Annotated in this window: 18 protein-coding genes and 1 pseudogene; 11 read left to right on the top strand and 8 right to left on the bottom strand. The window is 63.1% G+C overall.

The genetic code is table 11. From position 1 onward, the window contains the following. Nucleotides 1-32: 32 nt before the first annotated feature. The 4 genes and pseudogenes from ABIE40_RS24070 to ABIE40_RS24055 form a co-directional block, all read right to left on the bottom strand. On the bottom strand, nucleotides 33-863 hold the full coding sequence (locus ABIE40_RS24070; protein WP_199628198.1) for an ABC transporter permease: 831 nt from the start codon (nucleotides 861-863) through the stop codon (nucleotides 33-35). Next, nucleotides 860-1,750, bottom strand: coding sequence for an ABC transporter permease (locus tag ABIE40_RS24065; RefSeq protein ID WP_199628199.1), 891 nt, complete (start codon nucleotides 1,748-1,750; stop codon nucleotides 860-862). Before ABIE40_RS24065 ends, ABIE40_RS24070 begins: the two co-directional genes overlap by 4 nt. After that, nucleotides 1,750-2,896 (bottom strand): annotated as a pseudogene (locus tag ABIE40_RS24060) (extracellular solute-binding protein). The gene ABIE40_RS24065 and the pseudogene ABIE40_RS24060 overlap by 1 nt, the downstream one beginning before the upstream one ends. 155 nt (nucleotides 2,897-3,051) lie before the next feature. Further along, on the bottom strand, nucleotides 3,052-3,825 hold the full coding sequence (locus ABIE40_RS24055) for a phosphodiester glycosidase family protein (protein ID WP_199628376.1): 774 nt from the start codon (nucleotides 3,823-3,825) through the stop codon (nucleotides 3,052-3,054). Between the two features lie 169 nt (nucleotides 3,826-3,994). On the opposite strand from ABIE40_RS24055, the gene ABIE40_RS24050 reads away from it, so the two are divergent. After that, nucleotides 3,995-5,149 carry an MFS transporter gene (locus ABIE40_RS24050; RefSeq protein ID WP_199628201.1) on the top strand — a complete coding sequence of 385 codons (1,155 nt, stop codon included), beginning with the start codon at nucleotides 3,995-3,997 and terminating at the stop codon, nucleotides 5,147-5,149. A 2-nt stretch (nucleotides 5,150-5,151) separates the two neighbouring features. Here the strand turns inward: ABIE40_RS24050 and ABIE40_RS24045 are convergent, their stop codons facing one another. After that, on the bottom strand, nucleotides 5,152-6,060 hold the full coding sequence (locus tag ABIE40_RS24045) for a LysR family transcriptional regulator (protein ID WP_199628202.1): 909 nt from the start codon (nucleotides 6,058-6,060) through the stop codon (nucleotides 5,152-5,154). Between the two features lie 118 nt (nucleotides 6,061-6,178). Between ABIE40_RS24045 and ABIE40_RS24040 the strand changes: the two genes are divergently transcribed. Together ABIE40_RS24040 and ABIE40_RS24035 are read left to right on the top strand one after the other, a co-directional pair. Then, nucleotides 6,179-7,390: an acyl-CoA dehydrogenase gene (locus tag ABIE40_RS24040; protein ID WP_199628203.1), complete on the top strand. Its 1,212-nt coding sequence runs from the start codon at nucleotides 6,179-6,181 to the stop codon at nucleotides 7,388-7,390. Between the two features lie 11 nt (nucleotides 7,391-7,401). Continuing rightward, a complete protein-coding gene (locus ABIE40_RS24035) occupies nucleotides 7,402-8,562 on the top strand; it encodes a CaiB/BaiF CoA transferase family protein (RefSeq protein WP_199628204.1) in 1,161 nt (386 codons plus the stop codon). Here ABIE40_RS24035 and ABIE40_RS24030 read toward each other — a convergent pair. Next, nucleotides 8,556-9,584, bottom strand: coding sequence for a GlxA family transcriptional regulator (locus tag ABIE40_RS24030; RefSeq protein WP_199628205.1), 1,029 nt, complete (start codon nucleotides 9,582-9,584; stop codon nucleotides 8,556-8,558). The genes ABIE40_RS24035 and ABIE40_RS24030 overlap by 7 nt on opposite strands. Nucleotides 9,585-9,773: 189 nt before the next feature. Here ABIE40_RS24030 and ABIE40_RS24025 point away from each other — a divergent pair, with 189 nt between their 5' ends. From ABIE40_RS24025 to ABIE40_RS23990, 8 genes are all read left to right on the top strand, one after another. Beyond that, nucleotides 9,774-11,402 (top strand): ABC transporter substrate-binding protein, encoded by a 1,629-nt coding sequence (locus ABIE40_RS24025; RefSeq protein ID WP_354541131.1) that lies wholly within the window; start codon nucleotides 9,774-9,776, stop codon nucleotides 11,400-11,402. Between the two features lie 212 nt (nucleotides 11,403-11,614). Next, nucleotides 11,615-12,628, top strand: a complete 1,014-nt coding sequence (locus ABIE40_RS24020; RefSeq protein WP_112711111.1) for an ABC transporter permease — start codon at nucleotides 11,615-11,617, stop codon at nucleotides 12,626-12,628. Between the two features lie 4 nt (nucleotides 12,629-12,632). Beyond that, entirely contained in the window at nucleotides 12,633-13,475 is an 843-nt protein-coding gene (locus tag ABIE40_RS24015) for an ABC transporter permease (protein WP_199628206.1), read from the top strand. A 3-nt stretch (nucleotides 13,476-13,478) separates the two neighbouring features. Next, complete coding sequence (locus tag ABIE40_RS24010) at nucleotides 13,479-14,489, top strand: ABC transporter ATP-binding protein (protein WP_112711113.1); 1,011 nt, start codon at nucleotides 13,479-13,481, stop codon at nucleotides 14,487-14,489. Beyond that, complete coding sequence (locus ABIE40_RS24005; protein ID WP_112711114.1) at nucleotides 14,486-15,514, top strand: ABC transporter ATP-binding protein; 1,029 nt, start codon at nucleotides 14,486-14,488, stop codon at nucleotides 15,512-15,514. The genes ABIE40_RS24010 and ABIE40_RS24005 overlap by 4 nt, the downstream gene beginning before the upstream one ends. After that, nucleotides 15,514-16,848 (top strand): 3-oxo-tetronate kinase, encoded by a 1,335-nt coding sequence (gene otnK, locus ABIE40_RS24000; RefSeq protein WP_199628207.1) that lies wholly within the window; start codon nucleotides 15,514-15,516, stop codon nucleotides 16,846-16,848. The genes ABIE40_RS24005 and otnK overlap by 1 nt, the downstream gene beginning before the upstream one ends. A gap of 3 nt (nucleotides 16,849-16,851) precedes the next feature. After that, nucleotides 16,852-17,508 carry a class II aldolase/adducin family protein gene (locus ABIE40_RS23995; RefSeq protein WP_199628208.1) on the top strand — a complete coding sequence of 219 codons (657 nt, stop codon included), beginning with the start codon at nucleotides 16,852-16,854 and terminating at the stop codon, nucleotides 17,506-17,508. A 93-nt stretch (nucleotides 17,509-17,601) separates the two neighbouring features. Further along, the gene (locus ABIE40_RS23990; protein ID WP_112711117.1) at nucleotides 17,602-18,840 is read left to right on the top strand and encodes an aminotransferase class III-fold pyridoxal phosphate-dependent enzyme; all 1,239 of its coding nucleotides are present in this window, start codon (nucleotides 17,602-17,604) and stop codon (nucleotides 18,838-18,840) included. 60 nt (nucleotides 18,841-18,900) lie between these two features. Here the strand turns inward: ABIE40_RS23990 and hydA are convergent, their stop codons facing one another. Then, entirely contained in the window at nucleotides 18,901-20,295 is a 1,395-nt protein-coding gene (gene hydA / locus ABIE40_RS23985) for a dihydropyrimidinase (RefSeq protein WP_199628209.1), read from the bottom strand. Beyond that, a complete protein-coding gene (locus tag ABIE40_RS23980) occupies nucleotides 20,296-21,555 on the bottom strand; it encodes a cysteine desulfurase-like protein (protein WP_199628210.1) in 1,260 nt (419 codons plus the stop codon). Nucleotides 21,556-21,582 lie beyond the last annotated feature (27 nt).

The following is a 21,582-nucleotide window of genomic DNA, read 5'->3' as shown; positions in this document are numbered from 1 at the left end:
AGCAGCCTCTCTTCGGGCAGAACCCAATCATATTATGCACCGAAGCCCCGGGCGAATGCACCTGTTCCGACGACGCGGCGGGCAAACATCAAGGCGATGAACGACGGCACCCAGAGCATCACCGAAAGCACGGCGCCATATTGAACGACGATCTGGTTGTTGATGAAGGTGATCATCAGCACCGGCATGGTGCGGATCTCGGGCGCGCCTATCAGCCAGGCGCCCTCGGTTTCATAAAAGGTGCCGACGAAGGTCAGAAGCAGAGCGGCGGCGATCGTCGGTCCCGCCTGCGGCAGGGTGATCGACCAAAAGACCCGAAGCGGCGTGGCGCCCGCATCCCGCGCTGCCTCTTCCATCCGGCGATCGACATTCTGAAAGGCCGCGACGGGAATCCAGATCATCAGCATCAACGTGCCGACCAACTGGATCAGCACGACGCCCCAGAAGGTGCTGATCAGCCCCAGCTGCAGGAAAATGCCGGCGATCGCGACCAGCAGGCCGAATTTCGGAAAGGCGTGCGACGCCAGGAAGGACAGGAAGAGGATGTTGCGGCCCGGAAACTTCATCCGTGCGAACGCATAGGCAGCAGGAAGGCAAATGATCGCCGAAAGGACGGTGACCGTCGCCGTCAGCCGCAGGCTCAGCGTCAGCGCATCCCAGACATCGGCGCGCGACAGCGTCTGGTGCCAGAAGCGCAGGCCGAACTGCTGCGGAATGACCGAGGGATAGCGCCAAACCTCGGTAAAGGCCCAAGTGCCGACGACGACGAGCGGCAATGCGATGAACAGCGTCAGAAGGACTGCGAAGCAGATGCCGATCCAGTCGATCCCGGCGCGTGAAGCGGTGTTTTCAACCGGCGTCATCGGCGGCCCTCCCGGTTCCTGGCAATCGAACGCACGTAGAAGATACCGAAGATGAGGCAGAAGGCGAAAGAGATGACGGCCTGCGTCAGCGCGTTCAGCGGATCGTTCATGTCGGAGAAGGTGCGCTGCATGAACGGCCCCATCATCTCCGGCGAAGCGGGACCGAGCACGTAAGGCAGCGTGAAGGACGAGAAGATGCCGAGAACGGCGAAGGATGCGGTGACCAGCAACGAATTGCCCATGCGCGGCATGATGATCGATATGAAGACGCGGAAAGGCTTGGCGCCAACGTCGCGTGCGGCCTCGATCGAGCTTTTCGAGATGCTGCTGAGGCCGGCCGTCAGCATCAGCACGGTCAGCGGCAGGTTGTCCCAGACGAGGCCGATCACCGGTCCCCAGGGCGTCAGATAAGGCGACGGCAGCTTCGGCAGGCCGACGGCATTCAACAGGATATCAACCGTGCCGTTCGGGCCGATGGTGCGGATCAGCGCGTAGGACAGGATGATCGACGGCACGAACATCGGAAAGATCGCCAGCCCCTGGACATAGCCGGCAAGCCGTCCCTGCGAGAAACGCAGGTAGAGAGCGATCGGCAAGCCGATGACGACGAGCAGCAGGCCGCAGACGAAGGTCGTCCAGAGCGTGACCCAGAGATTGGCGAGGCTGTAGCTATCGGTAAAGAAGAACTGGTAGGAGGCGAGCGAAAACTGAGAGCTTCCATCCGCCTGGCGCACGAAGATCGTGCCCATGACCGCCGAGATGATCGGGTAGACGATCAGCCAGCCGAGAAGCAGAACCGGCAGGGCGACCAAAAGCAGCCCCGCCGAGGCACTCTTGGCCGGCGCGCCTTCACGCGCCGGCGATTGTACCGGTATCCGTCTGCGCATCAGGTGCGGCTGATGTTCGGAGCGACGTTGCGGTACCAGCCGTCATTGATGTTGGTTTCCCAATCGCCGCTCGGGAAGACCGGAATGGTCGTCGGGATGACGTCAGCGTATTTCTTGCGCAGTTCGTCCGAGATGTGATCCCAGGAAACGCCCGGGAAGCCACCGATCTCGGTGATGATCGCTTCCTGCATCTCCTTGGTGAGCAGGAAGGCCGCGAGCTTCAGCGCGGCATCCTTGTGAGCGCCGTTCGAGAAGACGGTCATGCGCGAGAAGCCGCCGCAGAGCGCGAGATCGCTCAGCTGAACGAGGCCGGTCGTCTCGGGCAGAACGCCCTGCGCGATCGCCTGCAGGATTTGGTCGGACCATACGGGGGTCATGGTGACGACGCCCTGTGCCAGAAGCTGGATAGACTGGGTATTGCCGGCGGTATAGGCGCCCTTTTCGTAGAGCGACGGCGCAAGATCCGTGAGGATCTTCCAGGCCGGCGTCAGCGTCTGGTTGGCATAGTCGGCGGTGAAGTTGTCGACGGTGAACTTCTTCGGGTCGCGGCCATTGGCTTCATGGATGGCGCGGCGAACGAAATTGCCGCCGGAACCGCCCTTGTCAGGACGGTTATAGATGAACTGGCCCGGGTTCGCCTTGATCCAGGCCGTCAGCTGTTCCCAGGTCTTCGGCGCGTTCTTCGGGTCGAGCTTGGTCGTGTCGTAAGCGAGCAGAACCTGCGAGCCGCGGTAGGGAAGCGAATATTCGCTATCGACGCTCAGCGGGTTGACGTGATCGAAGCCCTCGATGTTCTCGGCCGAGAACTTGACCCAGAGGCCGGCATCGATGCCGCCAGCCGGAAGGCGCGGGTCGAAATGCTCGAAAATGTCGGCCTGCGGATCGGTCTTGCTCTTCAGAGCAGCGAGGCCGCGGTCGGCGATGGCGCGAAGACCGGTATTGTCGCCGGCATCGGTGACCTTGATCGCCAGCTCGGGATGAGCCTTTGAAAAGGCCGGAACCACGACGTTCGACCAGAAATCGATGATGTTGAGCATCGGAACCGCTATAGAGATCGATCGTCTCTCCGGCTGCAGAAGCAAAGCGCGGCATTGCCAGGAGGCCCGCTGCGGCCGACGAAGTGATAAGAAATTCGCGTCTGTTCATGACCTTTTTCCTCTTCTGCAGGCTGCTCCCCGGCGAGCCTTTCGGGAGGTAGCTATCGCTGCCGCGTGACACGGCAATGACAAAAATGCACTTTTTGCACGCCTGTGCATTTATTGGCCGGAATGCGGGGCTCTGAAGGTCATTATCTGGATCGCTTACTGAACAAATCCAGCGATCGGCCCATATCCGCCGTGCCAGGAATAGTCATTGCGGCCGAGCGCCGGATTGAAGAGGCCGCTGCCATTGCCGCCATCGAGGAAGAGAGCGTTCGGGCAATGCAGGCCATCGCGGAAAAAGCGGGCGAAATCGTGGAAGTTCACGCTGTCTTCGCTGATCGCAAAGCGGACCTTGCCGCCGTCACAGACACCCACGCCGCTCCGCCGCGTGCGGTCAGACGAACCGGGGATCAAAGCCGGATGCAGCCTATTGTCGATCACCAGCATCGGACCGGATTGCGTCGCGAATTCCGCAGCCGGCTTCTGCTTGATGAAGTCTCCAGTCGAAAGGATGCCAGCCCCGGCTGAGCCCCAATAGAGAACGCCATTCGGCTGCTTGTAGAAATTCGGGATCTTGCCTGGCTCGCCCGTCCTGGTGCCCGGCTCGCTCGTCCTGGTGCCCGTCTCGGCCGGGCGAAGTTCCTGCCCGTTCTCGACATAGAGACCGAGCGGCGTGAAATCCGGCTGATACATGCCGGCATTGATCGCGAAGACCAGCGTCTTCCCTTTCGCCGTCAAACTGTCCGCCAGCTGCGAGAAGGTCCGGTAGGGCTGACCATCGGCGCCTTTCCAGAAGAGCTGTAAACTGCCCTTGGCGGCGTCCGGCGAGCAGACGATATAGGACTGCTGCTCGAACGGCTTTCTCTCGCAGATCTGTGCGCTCTCCTGCGCAACCGCGGTGCGGATGCCGATGACGGGCGTGAAGAACGACAGGAGAGCGGTGACTGCAGCGCCGAAGACCGTAGCATGAAAGCAACACGGATTTTCAAATTTTAGCAATATGTTAGCGGCCTTCCACCGATCCGGTTTCCTGTGCTACTGACGACTTCTCTTTGTACGCCCTGAAGCGGGCGCAACCATCAGCCGAAGACCGCGAGGCATCATGTCAATCCAGCCGCAGCAGCGGATCTACATCTGCTTCTTCCTGTTCGCCGTCTCCATGGGCGCGATGCTATCACGCCTGCCCGACCTGCAGGAGAGCCTGCGGGTCGATAAATCGGAACTCGGGCTGACGCTGATTGGTGCGGCGATCGGCGCGCTGGTGTCGTTGACCTTCTCCTCGCCGCTGATCGCCCGCTTCGGCGCCCGCAAGACCGCATTCCTGACCGTTCTCGGGACCTCCGCTTTGCTGGCGCTCGTTCCCTGGGCGGGCAGCGCGCCCCTCGTCTTCGCGATCCTCTTCTGCGAAGGCCTGCTGGCCGGCGCGCTGGAGATCAATCTCAATGTCGAGATCGACCGCGTCGAGGCAAGGCTCGGCAAGGGCGTGATGAACCGCGCCCACGGCTTCTGGAGCCTGGGCTTCTTCGTCACCGCGCTGGTATCGGCGGCTCTTCGCCAGGCCGAAGTCTCGGTCCATATGCATCTCGGCCTGACCTTCGCCTTCGTCCTCGTGGTCGGCACCATAGCCATTTCAGGCATGCAGAACGCGCCGGTGCGCCAGACGGCCGAACATGCGGATGCCGGCCACATCGCGCTGCCGACGCGCGGCTTGTTGCCGCTTTGCGCCATCGGTATCGCGGCCTTCCTCGTCGAGGGTGCCGGCATCGACTGGTCGGCGATCTACATGCGCGACGTCTTCCAGTCCGTGCCCTTCATCGGTGGTCTCGGCCTGACGCTGTTCACCTTCTTCATGGCCGTCACCCGCCTTTTCGCCGACCCGTTCGTCGACCGCTTCGGCTCGCGAAACGTCGCCTTCGTGCTGCTTCTGGTGTCGGCCGCAGGCCTCGCCGCCGTCTGGCTGGCACCGCATGAATATGTGGCACTCCTCGGCTTCGCCCTGATGGGCTCAGGCTGCAGCGCGGTCTACCCGCTTGCAGTCTCGGCGGCTGCCCAGCGCCGCGACCGCGCCTCGCATCTCAACGTCGCGGCCCTCGCGCAGATGTCCTTCGTGGTGTTCTTCCTCGCCCCGCCACTCCTCGGCTTCGTCGCCGAACATTTCGGCATCCGCTCCTCCTACCTCGTCTGCCTGCCGGTGATCATCCTGGCGCTGACCTGCATCCGGGCACTGTCGGCACAGCGGAAGCTGGCGGTGGCTTAAGGCTAGTCCGCGATGCCCCAAGGGCTCTCGTCCACTATCTTCGCCAGCCATGAGCGAAACGACACGAGCGGCGGGTAGCTGGCGCGCGATTGGGGCCAGGCGAGCCAATAGGTTCCGGTGCCGGTGAGGGACGGCTTGAGGAGCGGCAGGAGCCGGCCGGCCTGGATTTCGTCCTTCGCCAGATAATCCGGCAGCAGCGCCACGCCGAGGCCGGCGATGGCGGCCTGGGTCATGGTGGCGAACTGGTCGAAGAGCATGCCGGTGACGCCGCGCGGCTTGATGCCCTGCGCTGCGAACCAGATCGCCCAGGCGCTGGTGCGGGTCTCCAGCTGCAGCAGCGGCAGGTCGAGCACATCCTCGGGCTTGCCGACCGGCCTTTCCTGCAGCAGCGATGGTGAAATGCAGGCCGTCAGGCGCTCGTCGAAGAGCTTGAGATGATCAGCTTCGCGCCAGTCGGCAGTGCCGAAATGGATTGCGGCGTCAAAGCCTTCGGCGGCGAAATTGAAGCGCTTGAGGCGCGTCGCCAGATTGACGTTGATCCCAGGGTGATCCTTCAGGAAGCCGCCGAGCCGCGGCGCCAGCCAGCGGGTGCCGAAAGCCGGCAGGATCGCTAGCGTCAGCGTGCCGCCGCCAGGATTAGCCGAGAATTCCATGCTGCCGCGCTGGATCAGGTCGAGTGCGCGGGTAATGTCGCGGCCATAGGCCTGCGCCGCCTCGGTCGGCACGAGACGCTGCTTGTGCCGTTCGAACAGCGCCCGGCCGAGCTGCTGTTCCAGCGTCTGGATCAGCCGGCTGACCGTGCTCTGCGTCAGGTTCAGCTCCCGGGCGGCCGCGGCCGTAGAGCCGTTCCGCAGCACCGCCTCGAAGGCCGAGAGATGGCTGATATGGGGAAGAAATCGTCTCTGGCGCATCTCTAGCCTATGCATACCATACATCAACTTATGTGTAATTATGGTTTTCGTGGCTAGCGCGCAATTGATAAATGCATAAACTCGAATGGTATCACGTCGTTTGCCGCGAGGATCGCTTTTGTCCAGTTCTCCCAATACCGCCCGCAAGTCCTCCAGCGCTTTCACCTGGAGCGATCCCTTCCTGCTCGACGAACAGCTCTCCGAAGATGAGCGGATGATCCGCGACTCGGCGGCCGCCTTCGCCAAGGCCGAGCTGCTGCCGCGCGTCCAGGAAGCCTATCTCGACGAACAGACCGATGCCGGCCTCTTCAAGCTGATGGGCCAGACCGGCCTCCTCGGCGTCACGCTGCCGGAAGAATACGGTGCGGCCAACGCCACCTACGTCGCCTACGGCCTTGTCGCCCGCGAAATCGAACGCATCGACTCAGGCTACCGTTCGATGATGAGCGTCCAGTCTTCGCTGGTCATCTACCCGATCTATGCCTACGGCTCCGACGAACAGAAGAAGAAGTATCTGCCGGGCCTCGTCTCGGGCGATCTGATCGGCTGCTTCGGCCTGACCGAGCCGGATGCAGGTTCTGATCCGGGCGGCATGAAGACCCGCGCCGAAAAGATCGAGGGCGGTTATCGCCTGCGCGGTTCCAAGATGTGGATTTCCAACGCGCCGATCGCCGATGTCTTCGTCGTCTGGGCAAAGTCGGAAGCGCATAACAACGAGATCCGCGGTTTCGTGCTCGAAAAAGGCATGAAGGGTCTTTCGGCGCCGAAGATCGGCGGCAAACTGTCGCTGCGCGCCTCGATCACCGGCGAGATCGTGCTCGACGGCGTCGAAGTCGGCGAAGATGCGCTGCTGCCCAACGTTTCTGGCCTGAAGGGTCCGTTCGGCTGCCTCAACCGCGCCCGCTACGGCATTTCCTGGGGCGTCATGGGAGCGGCCGAAGACTGCTGGTTCCGCGCCCGCCAATACGGCCTCGACCGCAAGCAGTTCGGCAAGCCGCTCGCCGGCATGCAGCTTTACCAGAAGAAGCTCGCCGACATGCAGACGGAAATCGCGCTCGGCCTGCAGGGGTCGCTCCGCGTCGGCCAGCTGATGGACCAGCACAGGATGGCCCCGGAAATGATCTCCATCGTCAAGCGCAACAATTGCGGCAAGGCGCTGGATATCGCCCGCCAGGCCCGCGACATGCACGGCGGCAACGGCATCCAGATCGAATTCCACGTCATGCGCCATTCGCAAAACCTGGAGACGGTCAACACCTACGAGGGCACGCATGACGTCCATGCGCTGATCCTCGGCCGCGCCCAGACGGACATCCAGGCCTTCTTCTGAGCCACACAGACATGGCAACGCCCCTCAGCGGAATACGAGTGGTCGAACTCGCACGCATTCTGGCCGGCCCCTGGGCCGGACAGACGCTTGCCGATCTCGGCGCCAGCGTCATCAAGATCGAATCCCCAGAGGGTGACGACACCAGACGCTGGGGGCCTCCCTTCGTCGAAGCCGGCCAGGAAACGACGGCCGCCTATTTCCACGCCTGCAATCGCGGCAAGCGCAGCGTCACCGCCGATTTCAATGCACCCGGCGATCTCGAACATATCAAAGAGCTGATCCGCGGCGCCGATGTGCTGATCGAGAACTTCAAGGTCGGCGGCCTTGCCAGGTTCGGGCTGGATTATGCGGCGCTGAAGGAGATCAATCCGCGGCTGATCTATTGCTCGATCACCGGCTTCGGCCAGTCCGGCCCCTATGCCTCGCGCGCCGGCTACGATTTCATCGTCCAGGGCATGGCCGGGATCATGCATCTGACCGGCGAGCCCGAGGGCCAACCGCAGAAGATCGGCGTTGCCTTTGCCGATATCTTCACCGGCCTCTATTCCGTCATCGCCATCCAGGCTGCGCTGGCCCTGCGCGAGAGAACCGGCGTTGGCCAGCATATCGACATGGCGCTGTTCGACAGCACGGTCGGGGTGCTCGCCAACCAGGGCATGAACTATCTTGCCTCCGGCGTCTCGCCGAAGCGTCTCGGCAATGCCCATCCGAATATCGCCCCCTACCAGGTCTTTCCGGTCGCCGATGGCGACGTCATCATCGCCTGCGGGAACGACAGCCAGTTTGCCAAGCTCGCAGCGATCCTGGGCGTTCCCGAGCTCGCCGCGGATCCGCGCTTCACATCCAATCCGAGCCGCGTTCACAACCGCGCCGCCCTGACCGAGATTCTGGAGCTGCAGACCAGGCGCGTCACCCGCGATCAGCTGCTTTCCGGTCTGGAACGCGCAGGCGTACCCGCCGGTCCGATCAACGACCTCACCGATGTCTTCACCGACCCGCAGATCCTGCATCGTGGCATGGTGGTCGAAAACGACGGCGCGCCCGGCATCCGCACGCCGATCGTCTTCTCGGACGCCTCGCTCGACACATCACGCCGCTCCCCGGGTCTTGGAGAACATAGCGACCTTCTGTCCGGCGGCTGGGAGATGCTGGAGAGCGAAGAGCGTCAGTAGAGATTGCGGCCGTACATTGCCGAGCGGTTCTTGGCGAAATCGCCGCGATATTCCTGCGGGCTCTTCTGATAAACGGCGTGGAAGGCACGGTAATAGGCTGACGGCGTCGCAAAGCCGCTGGCGAGCCCGGTCTCGCGGATGCTCATCGAGCTATAGAGCAACAGCTCCTTCGCGTGCTGCAGACGGAAGGCCATATACATCTTCTTCGGGTTGGTATTGAGATAGCGCTTGAAGAGATATTGAAGCTCCCGCGCCGAAACCCCGCAGCGCTCTGCCACACCATCCATATCGAGCGGATCCTCGACCGTTTCCTGCATGATGCGCTGCGCTTTCAGCAGGATCGGATTGGCAAGCCAGGACTGGCCGTTGACGATCTCGCGCTGGCGCGTCTCGGCAGCGCGCGGCGCGGTATAGACGAGCTCGTTGCAGACGAGATGATAGAGCGTGTCGCCGCACATACGCCGGAGCAGCGCCATCGAGCAATCGAGGCTCGATGCCTGTCCGGCACAGGTCGAGCGGTTGCGGTCTATGACATAGAGCTGCTCGACGATCGTGCCGCTGGGCGCCAGCTCCTTCAGTGACGCCATGCCGGTCCAGTGTCCCGTAGCGGTGTAGCCGTTCAGCAATCCGGCCTCGGCAAGCACCAGCGGCCCGGTATCCATGCCGCAGAGATGTGCCCCGCCCGCCGCCTGCCGCCGCAGCCAGCGAAACAGCTTTCCCTTGGCCTCATCTGCCACCGTATAGGTGAACATCAGCAGGATCAGATCGTATTTCTTGGGGTCGTCGAAGGTCGCCGTTCGCGGCACGGCGATGTCCATGCTGCTCGGCGTATCGCGCGGATCGCCGGGCATGAAATCGATGCTGAAGAGCTGCGCCTTGCCCACCCGGTTGGCAGCGCGGAACGGCTCGACAGCCACAAGAATACTATGGAGCGAGGGCTCTCTACCCACGATTACGGCAATCGATCTCCGGCGTTCGGCACCATCCGGAAGCGTGCTCACAAGGCTGCTGGTAGCGTCCATTTTCCTAACCGCAGGCATCACAGAAACATGATGAATAAAGCGACATTTGTATTCGTTTATTGCACGATATGGTTCGCGATTGTCAATTTGGTCCGAAAAGATCGGTGCCATTATCCACCTGCGCAGACCACAAAACGCAACAAAGATCGGCGCGCACAAAGCCTCAGTGGTGGAACGGGAGTATATTCAATGTTACTCAAAATGCCGGAATTTCATTTTACCAACAAGCGCCGATATGCGGGCGCGACGGCGATTGCGGCCGCGCTTTTTGCGTCGGTTCTCGCCGCCCCCACCGCAGGTTTTGCGCAGGATGCAGGCAAGCCCGTCGTGATTGCCCGCGACATGGACCTCAACTCGCTCGACCCCTCCAGGGCCTTCTGCGACACCTGTCAAATCTACCTGAGCTCGGTCTATGACCGCCTCGTCGATCTCTCGCCCGACAACAAGCTCGTGCCGTCGCTCGCCAAGGAATGGAGCGCGAGCGCCGACCAGAAGGTCATCACCTTCAAGCTCGATCCGGCCGCGAAATTTTCCGACGGTTCCGCCGTCGAGGCCAAGGACGTCAAGTGGACGCTCGAGCGCCTGAAGAACATGAAGGGCGGCATGGCCTACCTTCTCGACAACGTCACCTCGATCGAAGCCCCGGACGCTGCAACCGTCGTCGTGACGCTCTCGGCGGCAAACTCCGAATTCGTGGGATCGCTGACGGCCCCCTATGCCGGCATCATCAATTCCGATCTCGTCATGCAGCACGGCGGCGATGCCGGAGCCGATGCGAGCGCCAAGGACACCGCCGAACAGTGGCTGCTCGCCAATTCGGCAGGCGCCGGCCCTTACGTTCTGTCGAACTACAGCCCGGACCACGAACTGCGCCTGAAGCGCAACGAGAACTACTGGGCCAAGAAGCCTGCCGTCGGCGAATTCGTCTTCCTGCAGACCAAGGATGCCGTCAGCCAGACGCAGCTGCTAGAAAGCGGCAGCGCCGATATCGCCACGCAGGTCGATCCGACCACGGCGAAGAACATCACCAATCCTGATATCATCGTCGATACCAAGCCGTTCTTCAACATGGTCTATATCGCCATCAGCCCCGGCGCCAAGAACCTGCCGCACCCGCTGAATGCCAAGATCCGCGAAGCGATTGCCAGCGCCATCGACTATGACGGCATCATCGACCTGACCGTCGACGGCAAGGGCAAGCGCCTGAGCTCGCCGATCCCGACCGGCTTCCCCGGCAGCGGAACTGGCGAGGCGCCAAAATATGACGTCGAGAAGGCCAAGAAGCTGATGGCCGAAGAAGGCGTGACCGACGGCTTCACGCTCGACGCGACCTACCCGAACGTCAACCAGTACGGCGTCGACTACTCGCTGATGATGCAGAAGATCCAGCAGGATCTGGCCGAGATCAACATCAAGCTCGAGCTCAAGCCGGTCGAATTCTCGGTCTGGCGCGAGAAGATCAACAGCGACGGCATTCCGCTGACCGCCGTCTTCTTCGCCCCTGACTATTACGGCTCTTCGCAATACGTCCAGTATTTCGCGATGATGGACGGTACCGTCTGGTACAAGCGCGCCGGCGGCAAGGCCGACCCGGCACTTGCCAATCCGGAAACGCCGAAGATCCTGGCGGAAGCTCTCTCTGCCGGTGGCGACAAGAGCGCCGAACTGTTCGGCAAGCTCGGCGAGACCATGGCCACCGACCATGTGATCGTGCCGATCGTCGCTCCCGATGCGGTGCTGGTTTCCCGCAAGGGCGTCTCCGGCCTGCGCTTCTCGGCCTGCTGCAACATCGTCCTCTCGGACATCAAGGCCGACTAAGCAACGGCTGACCATCTGCTGCCGCTTTGCCGGAGGCCATCAGCCTCCGGCAACCAGAGCCGTCTGGCCCGGATCGAACCCTTCGCGGAAGCGCATCTTGCGCAGCCGATTGGGCAGGCGCGGCTGTAGCAGTAGAATGCCGCTTGCAGAGAAACGGTACGGCCGCCGCAGGCCCAACCCGCGGCGGATAGTAACAGGAAAGTTTCCGTCAGATGACCCGGTATGTTCTTCGAAGGCTGATCTCCATTCCCCTCTTGCTGCTCGGCGTGGCAACGGTCGCCTTCCTGCTGTCGCACTTCACCCAGGCAGACCCGCTTTCTGCTCTCGTCAGCGAGCGGCAGATGAACAATCCTGAAGTCGTCGCCGCCGCCAAGCAGCGATGGGGCCTCGACCGGAGCGTTCCCGAACAATATGCCGTCTACATCAAGAATCTCGTTTCCGGCGATCTCGGCATCTCGTTCCGCACGCGCCGCCCGGTCCTGACCGATATCGCCGAGCGCCTGCCCGCGACGCTCGAGCTCGTCATCTTCGCCATGCTGTTCGGCACCCTCAGCGGTATCGCGCTCGGCGTCGTCGCCTCCCGGTTCCGCGACCGGCCTGCCGATTATCTGGCGCGCTTTTTCGCGCTGTTCGGCTCGACGGTCCCGGTCTTCTGGTCCGGCCTGCTCTTCCTCTATCTTTTCACCGTCAAGTTCGGCGTCATTCCCGGACCGGGACGCCTTGATGCGCGCGCCGTCGCACCGGAATTCGTCACGGGAATGTACACGATCGACGCGCTGATCGCCGGCCAGTTCGCCACCTTCTTCAATGCGCTGGAGCATCTCGTCCTGCCCGCCTTCGTGCTCGGCTGGTCGGTCACGGGCATCATCTCCCGCCTGGTGCGCGCCAGCATGCTTGATGCGCTCGGGCAGGACTACATTCTCGCCGCCCGGGCCAAGGGCGCTGGCGAGGCGCGCACGCTGCTGCGCCACGCGCTTCCCAACGCGATGATCCCGACACTGACGATCATCGGTTACTCCTTCGCCTACCTGATCACCGGTGCGGTGCTGACCGAAGCGGTCTTCGCCTGGCCGGGCATCGGCTCCTATGCCGTCGATTCCGCCCGCACGCTCGATTACCCGGCGATCATCGGCGTCTCTCTCATCGGCGCATCCGCCTTCCTGCTGACGAACCTGGTCACCGACGTGGCCTATGCCTTCGCCAATCCTCGCCTGAAGTTGGGATGATCCGATGTCTCTGTCGATAAGCACCTCAACACAGCGGTTCTCGGTCATCACGACACGCCCGGTCCTGACGATCGGCCTCGCCATCGTCTTCTTCTGGGTCTTCGTCGCGCTGACGATCGATATCTGGAGCGTCTACGATCCGCTGAAGATCGTCGGCCGGAAACTGCTGGAACCCTCCCTTCAGCACTGGCTCGGCACCGACGCGCTCGGCCGTGACGTGCTGACGCGCACGCTCTACGGTGCGCGCTATTCGATCGCCATCTCTGTCGTCGTCGTGGTCTGTTCCGTGGCCATCGGCTCGGTACTCGGCGCCATTGCCGGCTTCTTCGGCGGCTGGGTCGACGGGCTGATCATGCGTCTCGTCGACGTCACGCTCGCCTTTCCGCCGGTTCTGCTCGCCATGGCCGTCGCAGCCTCGCTTGGCCCCGGCCTGCAGAATGCCGCGATCGCCGTGATCGCCGTGTGGTGGCCGGTCTATGCCCGGCTGATGCGCGGACAGGTGCTCGATGTCATCTCGCGCGACCATATCGAGGCGGCACGCGCCAGCGGCGCCACGTCCTTCCGGCTGCTCACCAAGCACATCCTGCCGCTCTCCTGGACGCCGACGATCATCAGCGCCACCATGGATTTTGGCCAGGTCGTTCTGCTCGCCGCATCGCTGAGCTTCATCGGCCTCGGCGCCCAGCCGCCGAGCCCCGAATGGGGGGCGATGATCTCCGATGGCGCGGCGCATTTCTATTCCTGGTGGGTCGCCTTCGGTCCCGGCATCGCGATCCTGTCGCTCGGCCTCGGGTTCAATTTCATCGGTGACGCCCTGCGCGACATCCTCGATCCCAGGGAGCACTGATCGATGGCCAACACCGAACCATTGCTTGAAGTCAACGATCTCAAGGTAACGCTGCGCAACGGCGTCGAGATCGTCCGCGGTGTCGATTTCGTCGCCGAAGCCGGCAAGGTCGTCGGCATCGTCGGCGAGTCCGGCTCCGGCAAGTCGATCACCATGCGCGCCGTCATGGGCCTCGCCCCGACGCAGTCGAAAGTCTCGGGCTCGATCAAGCTGCGCGGCGAGGAACTCATCGGCGCTCCCGAGCGCCGCATGCAGCGGCTGCGCGGCAGCAAGATCGGCCTCGTCTTCCAGGATCCCATGACGGCGCTGAACCCCGTCATCACCGTTGGCAAGCTGATCGCCGAGGCGGTGCGCCTCCACAATCCCGGCATGTCGGCGTCGGCCGCCAGGCAGAAGGCGATCGAGCTCCTGACGCTCGTCTCCGTCCCGCAGCCGGAGGTGCGCGCCAACCAGTATGTTCACGAGTTTTCGGGTGGCATGCGCCAGCGCGTGATGATCGCCATGGCGGTCGCCAACAATCCCGAAGTGCTGATCGCCGACGAACCGACGACGGCGCTCGACGTCACCGTGCAGGCGCAGATCCTCGAAGTCCTCAAGGACCTGCAGAAGCAATTCTCGATGGGGCTGGTGCTGATCACCCACGATCTCGGCGTCGTTGCCGGGGCGGCGGATACCGTCATCGTCATGTATGCCGGCAAGGTGATGGAGAAGGGACCGGTTCGCGAGATTTTCTACAACTCGCGCCATCCCTATACGCGCGGGCTTCTCTCCTGTCTGCCGACCATCAGCGGCAAGGAAGGCGCGCTCCAGCCGATCCCAGGCAGCCCGCCGCTGCTCAGCACCCGTCCGCAGGGCTGTCCGTTCCATCCGCGCTGTTCGATGGCAAAGGACATCTGCCGGTCGCAGGAGCCGGCGCTCCGGCAAGCCGATGGCGTCATGAGCGCCTGCCATTTCGCCGCCGAGCTTCAGACCATCGCCTCCGAGCAACCGATCCCAAGCGTGAGGCACTCATGAAGCCTGCCAGCAAACCAGAATCCGGCGCGCCCGAAACGGTCCTGACCGTTCGCGCCGTCACCAAGAACTTCCCGGTCAAGGGCGGCCTCTTCGGCTGGCAGTCCGTTCGCGAAGTCAAGGCCGTCGGCGGCGTCTCCTTCGATCTCCTGAAGGGCGAAACGCTCGGGCTCGTCGGCGAATCCGGCTGCGGGAAATCGACGCTCGGCCGTTGCCTGCTGAGGCTTGTCGAGCCCACTTCGGGCGAAGTCCGCTTCAAGGGCACCGACCTCTCGACGCTCTCGGCCGACGAGATGCGGCAGTTCCGCCGCCACCTGCAGATCGTCTTCCAGGACCCGCTCGCCTCGCTTCATCCCCGTATGCGCATCCGTGACATCATCGCCGAGCCGCTGCGCCTAATCGGCATGACCGGCAAGCCGGCACTGGAGCGGGCTGCCGAGTTGCTGGACCTTGTGCGCCTGGCGCCGGAGCACGGCGACCGTTTCCCGCATGAGCTTTCGGGCGGCCAGCGACAGCGCGTCGGGATCGCCCGTGCGCTCGCCCTTAACCCGGAAATCCTGGTGCTCGACGAACCGGTCTCGGCGCTCGACGTTTCGGTTCAGGCAGGCGTTCTCAACCTGCTCGACGAATTGCAGCAGAAGCTCGGCATTTCCTACGTGTTCATCGCCCACGATCTTGCGGTCGTGCGCCACGTCTCGGACCGCGTCGCCGTCATGTATCTCGGTCGGGTCGTCGAGATCGGCGAGGCCGCGAATATCTATGAGCGGCCGGCGCACCCCTATTCCAAGGCGCTGCTGTCAGCCGTGCCACTGCCCGATCCTGATATCGAACGCGAACGCCAGCGGATCACTTTGAAAGGCGATGTGCCGAGCCCACTGAACGTTCCCTCCGGCTGCCCGTTCAGGACGCGGTGCTGGAAAGCGCAGGACGTCTGTGCGAGCGCCGTTCCCGAACTCGCCGACATCGAACAGGGCCATCAGGTCGCGTGCCACTTCCCCGATATCGAAGCAGACAAGGCGGTGGCGTGATGGCTGCAGGAGAAAATACGCACCCGCTGCTCCTCGGCGTCATTGCCGACGACCTGACCGGCGGCCTCGAACTCGCCTCCATGCTGGTCGCACGCGGCATCCCCACTTCGCTCTCCGTCGGCACCGGCCGGCCGGCGAAGGTCGAGATGGCGCATATCATCGCGCTCAAGTCGCGGGTCATTCCGGTCGATCAGGCCGTCCAGTTGGCCATGAGCGCCCTGGATATCCTTCTCGATCACGGTGCCCGGCAGATATTCTTCAAATATTGCGCCACCTTCGACTCCACGCCGGCAGGCAATATCGGCCCCTGCGCCGAGGCGATCATGGAGCGGCTCGGGATCGGCAAGGCGCTCTTTGTTCCCGCCCTTTGCGAGACGCGCAGAACCGTCTTCCAGGGGCACATGTTCGGCGGCGCCGAGCTTCTCGGAGAATCCCCCAAGCGTTTCGATCCGCTGACGCCGATGACGGATTCGAACCTTGCCCGCGTCCTGCAGGCGCAGAGCCGCCGCTCCGTCGGGCTTGTCGATTACACGGTGGTCGACAAGGGGCCGGAAGCGATCCGCGCCAGTATCCATGACCAGGCGGAACGGTCTGGGAAATCGCTGTTCATCGCCGATACGCTCTACGAGCATCATCTGGCCGCACTCGCCCGCGCCGCCGCCGATATGCGCCTGCTGACCGGCAACTCCTCGGTCGCCGCGCATCTGCCTCCGGTCTGGCTGGAGCAGGGATTGGCGAGCGAGCCCTCGACGATCCGGCTCGCCGGTGTCGATGGGCCGGGCGCAGTGCTCGTCGGCAGTGTCGCGCCGCAAAGCGCTGCCCAGCTGACGGAGTTCGCGCGCAGCAATCCGGCCTGCACACTCGATATCGCCCGCGCCTATACGGGCCATGACCTCATCGCAGAGGCCCGCCAGTTCGCAGCCGCTGCGATCGCCGATGGACGCAGCTTCGCGATCAGTACCGCGCTGCCGCAGGAACGCATCGACGCTCTGCAGGCGGAGCACGGCCGCCTTGAAATCGCTGCCCGCGCCGAGGAAATCCTCTCGGAGATCGCCAAGGCGATTGTTCTGGGCCTCGGCGTGCGCCGTCTTGTCGTCGCCGGCGGCGAGACATCGGGCGCCATCGTCAGGGCTCTTGGGATCAGCGACATGCAGCCCGGCCCTTATCGCGAGCCCGGGTTCTCCCGGGCCGTCGCCACCCAACCCGTCGCGATCGCGCTGATGCTGAAATCCGGCAAGCTCGGCAGCCTCGACCTCTTCGCTTCGGCGCTGGACGATATGCGCCGCCCAATCGTCGAGGAACCCATTCTAACCCGCTGGCCCCCGAAAGGCTGATCCATGACTGAAACGTCCGAACACCTTCGCCAGTCGCTCGTCGACGCATCGAGAGAAGCAGAGGCGCTTCGCCTGAATGCAGGCACCTCCGGCAATATAAGCGTCAGGACGGATAAGGGCATGCTGATCACGCCGACCGGCGTTCCCTCGAAGTCGCTGCGCAACGAGATGATCGTCGAGATGGATCTCGACGGCGCCTGGTCCGGCGAGATGACGCCCTCGAGCGAATGGGCGCTGCATGCCGCGATCTACAAGGCCCGCCCGGAAGTTCAGGCGATCGTCCATGCGCATCCGGATAATTGCGTCGCGCTTTCCTGCGCCCGCGAGCCGCTTCCGGCTTTCCACTACATGATTGCCGGCTTCGGCGGCGACGATATCCGCTGCTCGAAATATGCGGCCTTCGGCTCGCCGGAGCTCGCCGGCGTCACCGTCGAGGCGATCGAGGGACGGACGGCCTGCCTGCTTGCCAACCACGGCATGGTCGCGGTCGGCGCAACGGTCGCGGAAGCCTTCGGGCGCACGGTGAAGCTGGAGACGCTGGCGCGCCAGTACATCCTCTGCCGCTCCTTCTCGCAGCCGGTGGTGCTGACGCCGGACGATCTCGTGGAGGTCAAGGAGCGCTACAAGACTTACGGCCGCCAACCCGTGCGCGCCTCGTGACCTGCCTCTTCACCAACACCCGCCCGCCAGAACTCAATCACGTCATCAAAGCGATCCGCGCCCCCGGCGCCATGACAATGCAGGGAGAATGAAATGGAGCATAGCTTGAACAACAGCCGCGACAGCGAGCTGCTTGCGCGCGCAAGCAAGGTCGTCCCGAACGGCATGTGGGGCCATATGGCAACCCGCGCGATCGGCCCCGGCTATCCGCAGTTCTTCTCGAAATCCGACGGCTGCCGCGTCTGGGACGCGGAAGGCAATGAATATATCGACTTCATGTGCGCCTGGGGTCCGAACCTCCTCGGCTACAAGAACGCCGAAGTCGATGCGGCCGCGCTCGCCGAAATCGCCAATGGCGACATCAATAACGGCCCAACGGAAAAGATGGTCGAGCTCGCCGAGCTCTTCGTCGATACGATCGATTACGCCGACTGGGCGCTCTTCCAGAAGAACGGCACCGACGCCACGACCACCTGCGTCACGGTCGCCCGTGCCACGACCGGCAAGCGCAAGATCCTGGTCGCACGCGGCTCCTATCACGGAGCGGTGCCGTGGTGCTCGCCCTCGGTCGTCGGCGTCACCACCGAAGACCGCGCCCATGTCATTCTCTTCGATTACAATGATGCCGCGAGCCTAGACGAGGCGGTCGCCGCAGCCGGAGACGATCTCGCCGCCATCCTGCTCACCGCCTTCCGCCACGACCTGAACCGCGATCAGGAAATGCCTGATCCGGCCTTCCTCAGGCATGCGCGCAGCATCTGCGACAAGACGGGTGCCGCCCTCATCCTCGACGACGTCCGCGCCGGCTTCCGCCTCGATGTCAGGGGCAGCTGGGCCAAGCACGGCGTCAAGCCGGATCTCGGCGCCTATTCGAAGGCGATCGCCAACGGCTGGCCGCTCGCCGCCGTCGCCGGAAGCCGCCGGATGCTGGACGGCGCCTCGAAGATCTTCACGACGGGTTCCTTCTGGTATGGCTCCGCCTCGATGGCGGCCAGCATCAAGACCATCGGCATCCTGAAGGAAACCGACGCGCTCGCTCATATCGAAGCGATGGGCGCCCGCTTCCGCGACGGCTTTGCCTCGATCGCCAAAGGGCACGGCTTCGTTCTGCACCAGACCGGACCCGTCCAGATGCCGATGCTGCGCTTCCAGGACGACCCGGACCTGCAGATCGCCAACGCCTTCTGCGCCGCCGCGCTCCGCTATGGCATCTACCTGCATCCGAAGCACAACATGTTCCTTTGCAGCGCCCACCAGGCCGATGATATCGACCAGGCGCTCGAAGCCGCGGACAAGGCGATGAAGGATATTGCCCACCTGCGCGGGGCATGACGGAATCGAAACGGAGCTTGCGGCGGTTGGCGCCGCAAGCTCCGCTGAAATAGGCAGCGTTTAGCTAGACCGCTTGCGCTTGAGATAGGCGCCCTGCCCCAGCGTGCCGGTCGAGGACGGGCCGTCGACGATCGTCTTGCCGCGCAGGAGCACCCTGACCGGCCAGCCGCGGACATCGAGACCATCATAGGGCGTATAGTCTGCCCCATGGTGCAGGATATCGTTGGTTATCGTCACCTGCTTCTGCGGATCCCATAGCGCGATATCGGCGTCGGAGCCGATCGCGATCGTGCCTTTCTGCGGATAGAGGCCATATTGCTTCGCGTGGTTCGTCGATGACAGAGCGACGAAGCGGTTGATGTCGATGCGGCCCTTGCTGACGCCTTCGGAAAACAGGATGGGGAGCCGCGTTTCGACGCCTGGGATGCCGTTCGGGATCCAGCGGAAATGCCGTTTGCCTTTCTCGTTCAGCTTGCCGCTGTCATCGTCGTAGCGGAAGGGGCAATGGTCGGAGGAAAAGAGCTCAAACGTGCCGCTCTGCAGCCCTTCCCAGCAGGCCTCCTGGCTTTCCTTGTCGCGCGGCGGCGGCGAGCAGACGAATTTCGCGCCTTCGAGTTCGGCGGCATCGAGATCATCGGCGGTCAGAAGCAGATATTGCGGGCAGGTCTCGCCCGCCACCTTGCTGCCCCGCTTGCGGGCACGCTCGATTTCCTCCATCGCCTGCCGGTTCGAGACATGGACGATAACGATCGGCGTTCCGACGATTTCGGCGAGCGACAGGGCGCGATGCGTCGCCTCGCGCTCGGCGGCGGCCGGCCTGCTCAGTGCGTGGAATTTCGGCGCGAGCTCGCCGTTCTGCTCGTGCTTGCCGATGAGATAGCGGATCGCATCCTCATTCTCGCAGTGAACCATGACCAGCGCGCCGGATTGCCTGGCACTATCCAGCGTATCGAGGATCTGGTCGTCCCGCAGGCGGAGGTTCTCATAGGTCATGAAAACCTTGAGCGAGGTATAGCCATCCTCGACGAGCGCCGGCAGCTCCTGGCCGAGCACGTAGGATGTCGGGTCGGTAACAACGAGATGAAACGACACGTCGATATAGCACTCGCCCTCGGCCTTCGCATGATAGGCCTTCAGCGATTCACGCAGCGTCGTGCCCTTCTCCTGCATGCAGAAGGTCAGAACCGTGGTGTTGCCGCCGAAGGCTGCCGAGAGCGTGCCGCTCGCGAAGTCGTCGGCCATGACGATGTCGTCGCCTGATGGCTGGGCGAGATGGACATGGCTGTCGATCCCGCCCGGCATCACATAGAGGCCTGAGGCATCGATAATTTCGTCCGCGCCATCAAGAGAGGCCGCAAGTGCCGCAATCTTCCCGTCGCGAATGCCGACATCGCTTTGAAACGTATCGCTGGCGGTAACGACGGTGCCGTTCTTGATGATCGTGTCGAAATGCATTCAGGCAGCGCCCCTCTTCTGATCGGCGAGGACCTCATCGAGCGCGGCGATCAGCCGGTCGACCTCACCGATGGTGTTGTAGTGAACCATGGAAACGCGCACGGCGCCGTTATATTGCGGCAGGCCGACATGATCGCCGAGGCGGCGCGCATGAAAATCGCCAAAGCGGATGGCGATCTTGTAGGCGTCCATCGCCTTGCAGATATCTTCCGAATTCCGGCCTTCGAAAACGAAGCTGATCGTCGGAATGCGCCTGCCGTTGCGGTTGGCGGTCTCGCCAATGATGCGGCAGTCGTTGCGGCTGCGCAGATAGGATAGCAGACGTTCGGTCAGCGCGTTTTCCTGCACGGTGATTGCTTCGAAGGCGGCCAGGATCTGTTCGCGCGGCGAGCCCTTCGAACCGGCTTTCGTGCCGAGTTCGCAGAGATAGTCGACAATGCCGGTCACCGCATAGGCAAGCTCATAGTTCGGATTGCCCGGCTCCAGCTTGCCCGGCACTTTGTCGCGGCCATAGAAGAAGTGGTAAAGCGGATCGAGCTCCAAGAGATGCTCGTACTTTCCGTACATCATCGCGTAATGCGGACCATAGGTCTTGTAGAAGCTGAAGACGTAGTAATCGACATCCATGGCCTGCACGTCGACGGCGCGATGCGGCGCATAGGCGACCGCGTCGACGCAGATGCGCGCCCCATGGGCGTGGACGACCTCGGCGATTTCTGCGATCGGGTTGATCGCGCCCAGAATGTTCGAGACGTGCGTCACGCAGACGAGCTTGGTCTTCTCGGTCAGCAGCGGCTTGAGCTCGGCAATATCGAGTTCGTAGGTCGTGGTATCGAGCGGCCAGAACTTGATGACGACGCCCATGTCGCGCAGCCCGTCCCAGGGGCCGATATTCGACTCGTGATCGGAAATCGTCACGATGATCTCGTCGCCGGCCGCAAGCTGGCTGCGCATCGAGCGCGCCAGGTTCTGAAGCAGCACCGTCGTCGAGCTGCCGAAGACGATCTCTTCCGGCCGCGCGGCATTGACCAGATGGGTCGCCGCGATGCGGCTGTCCATCAACGCCTTGGCCGCCTGCTGCGAAACATCGTAGCTGCCGCCGATCTGGACGTTCTTGTCGTAGAGGAACGTGTTGATCCGCTCGACGGCGCGTTTCAGGATCTGCGAGCCGCCGGCATTATCGAAAAACACCCAGCCATGATCGAGGCCGGGAAACTGGCTCCGGACGAAATCGATGTCGAGTTGGGGTTGCGTTTCCATTGGGTCCTCCGGAACCTTGTCTTTTCT

It is taken from the genome of Rhizobium sp. OAE497, from assembly GCF_040546565.1.
Taxonomy (GTDB): Bacteria; Pseudomonadota; Alphaproteobacteria; order Rhizobiales; family Rhizobiaceae; genus Rhizobium.
Note: the sequence above shows the minus strand (reverse complement) of the source record. Positions and strands in the feature narration are given on the sequence as shown.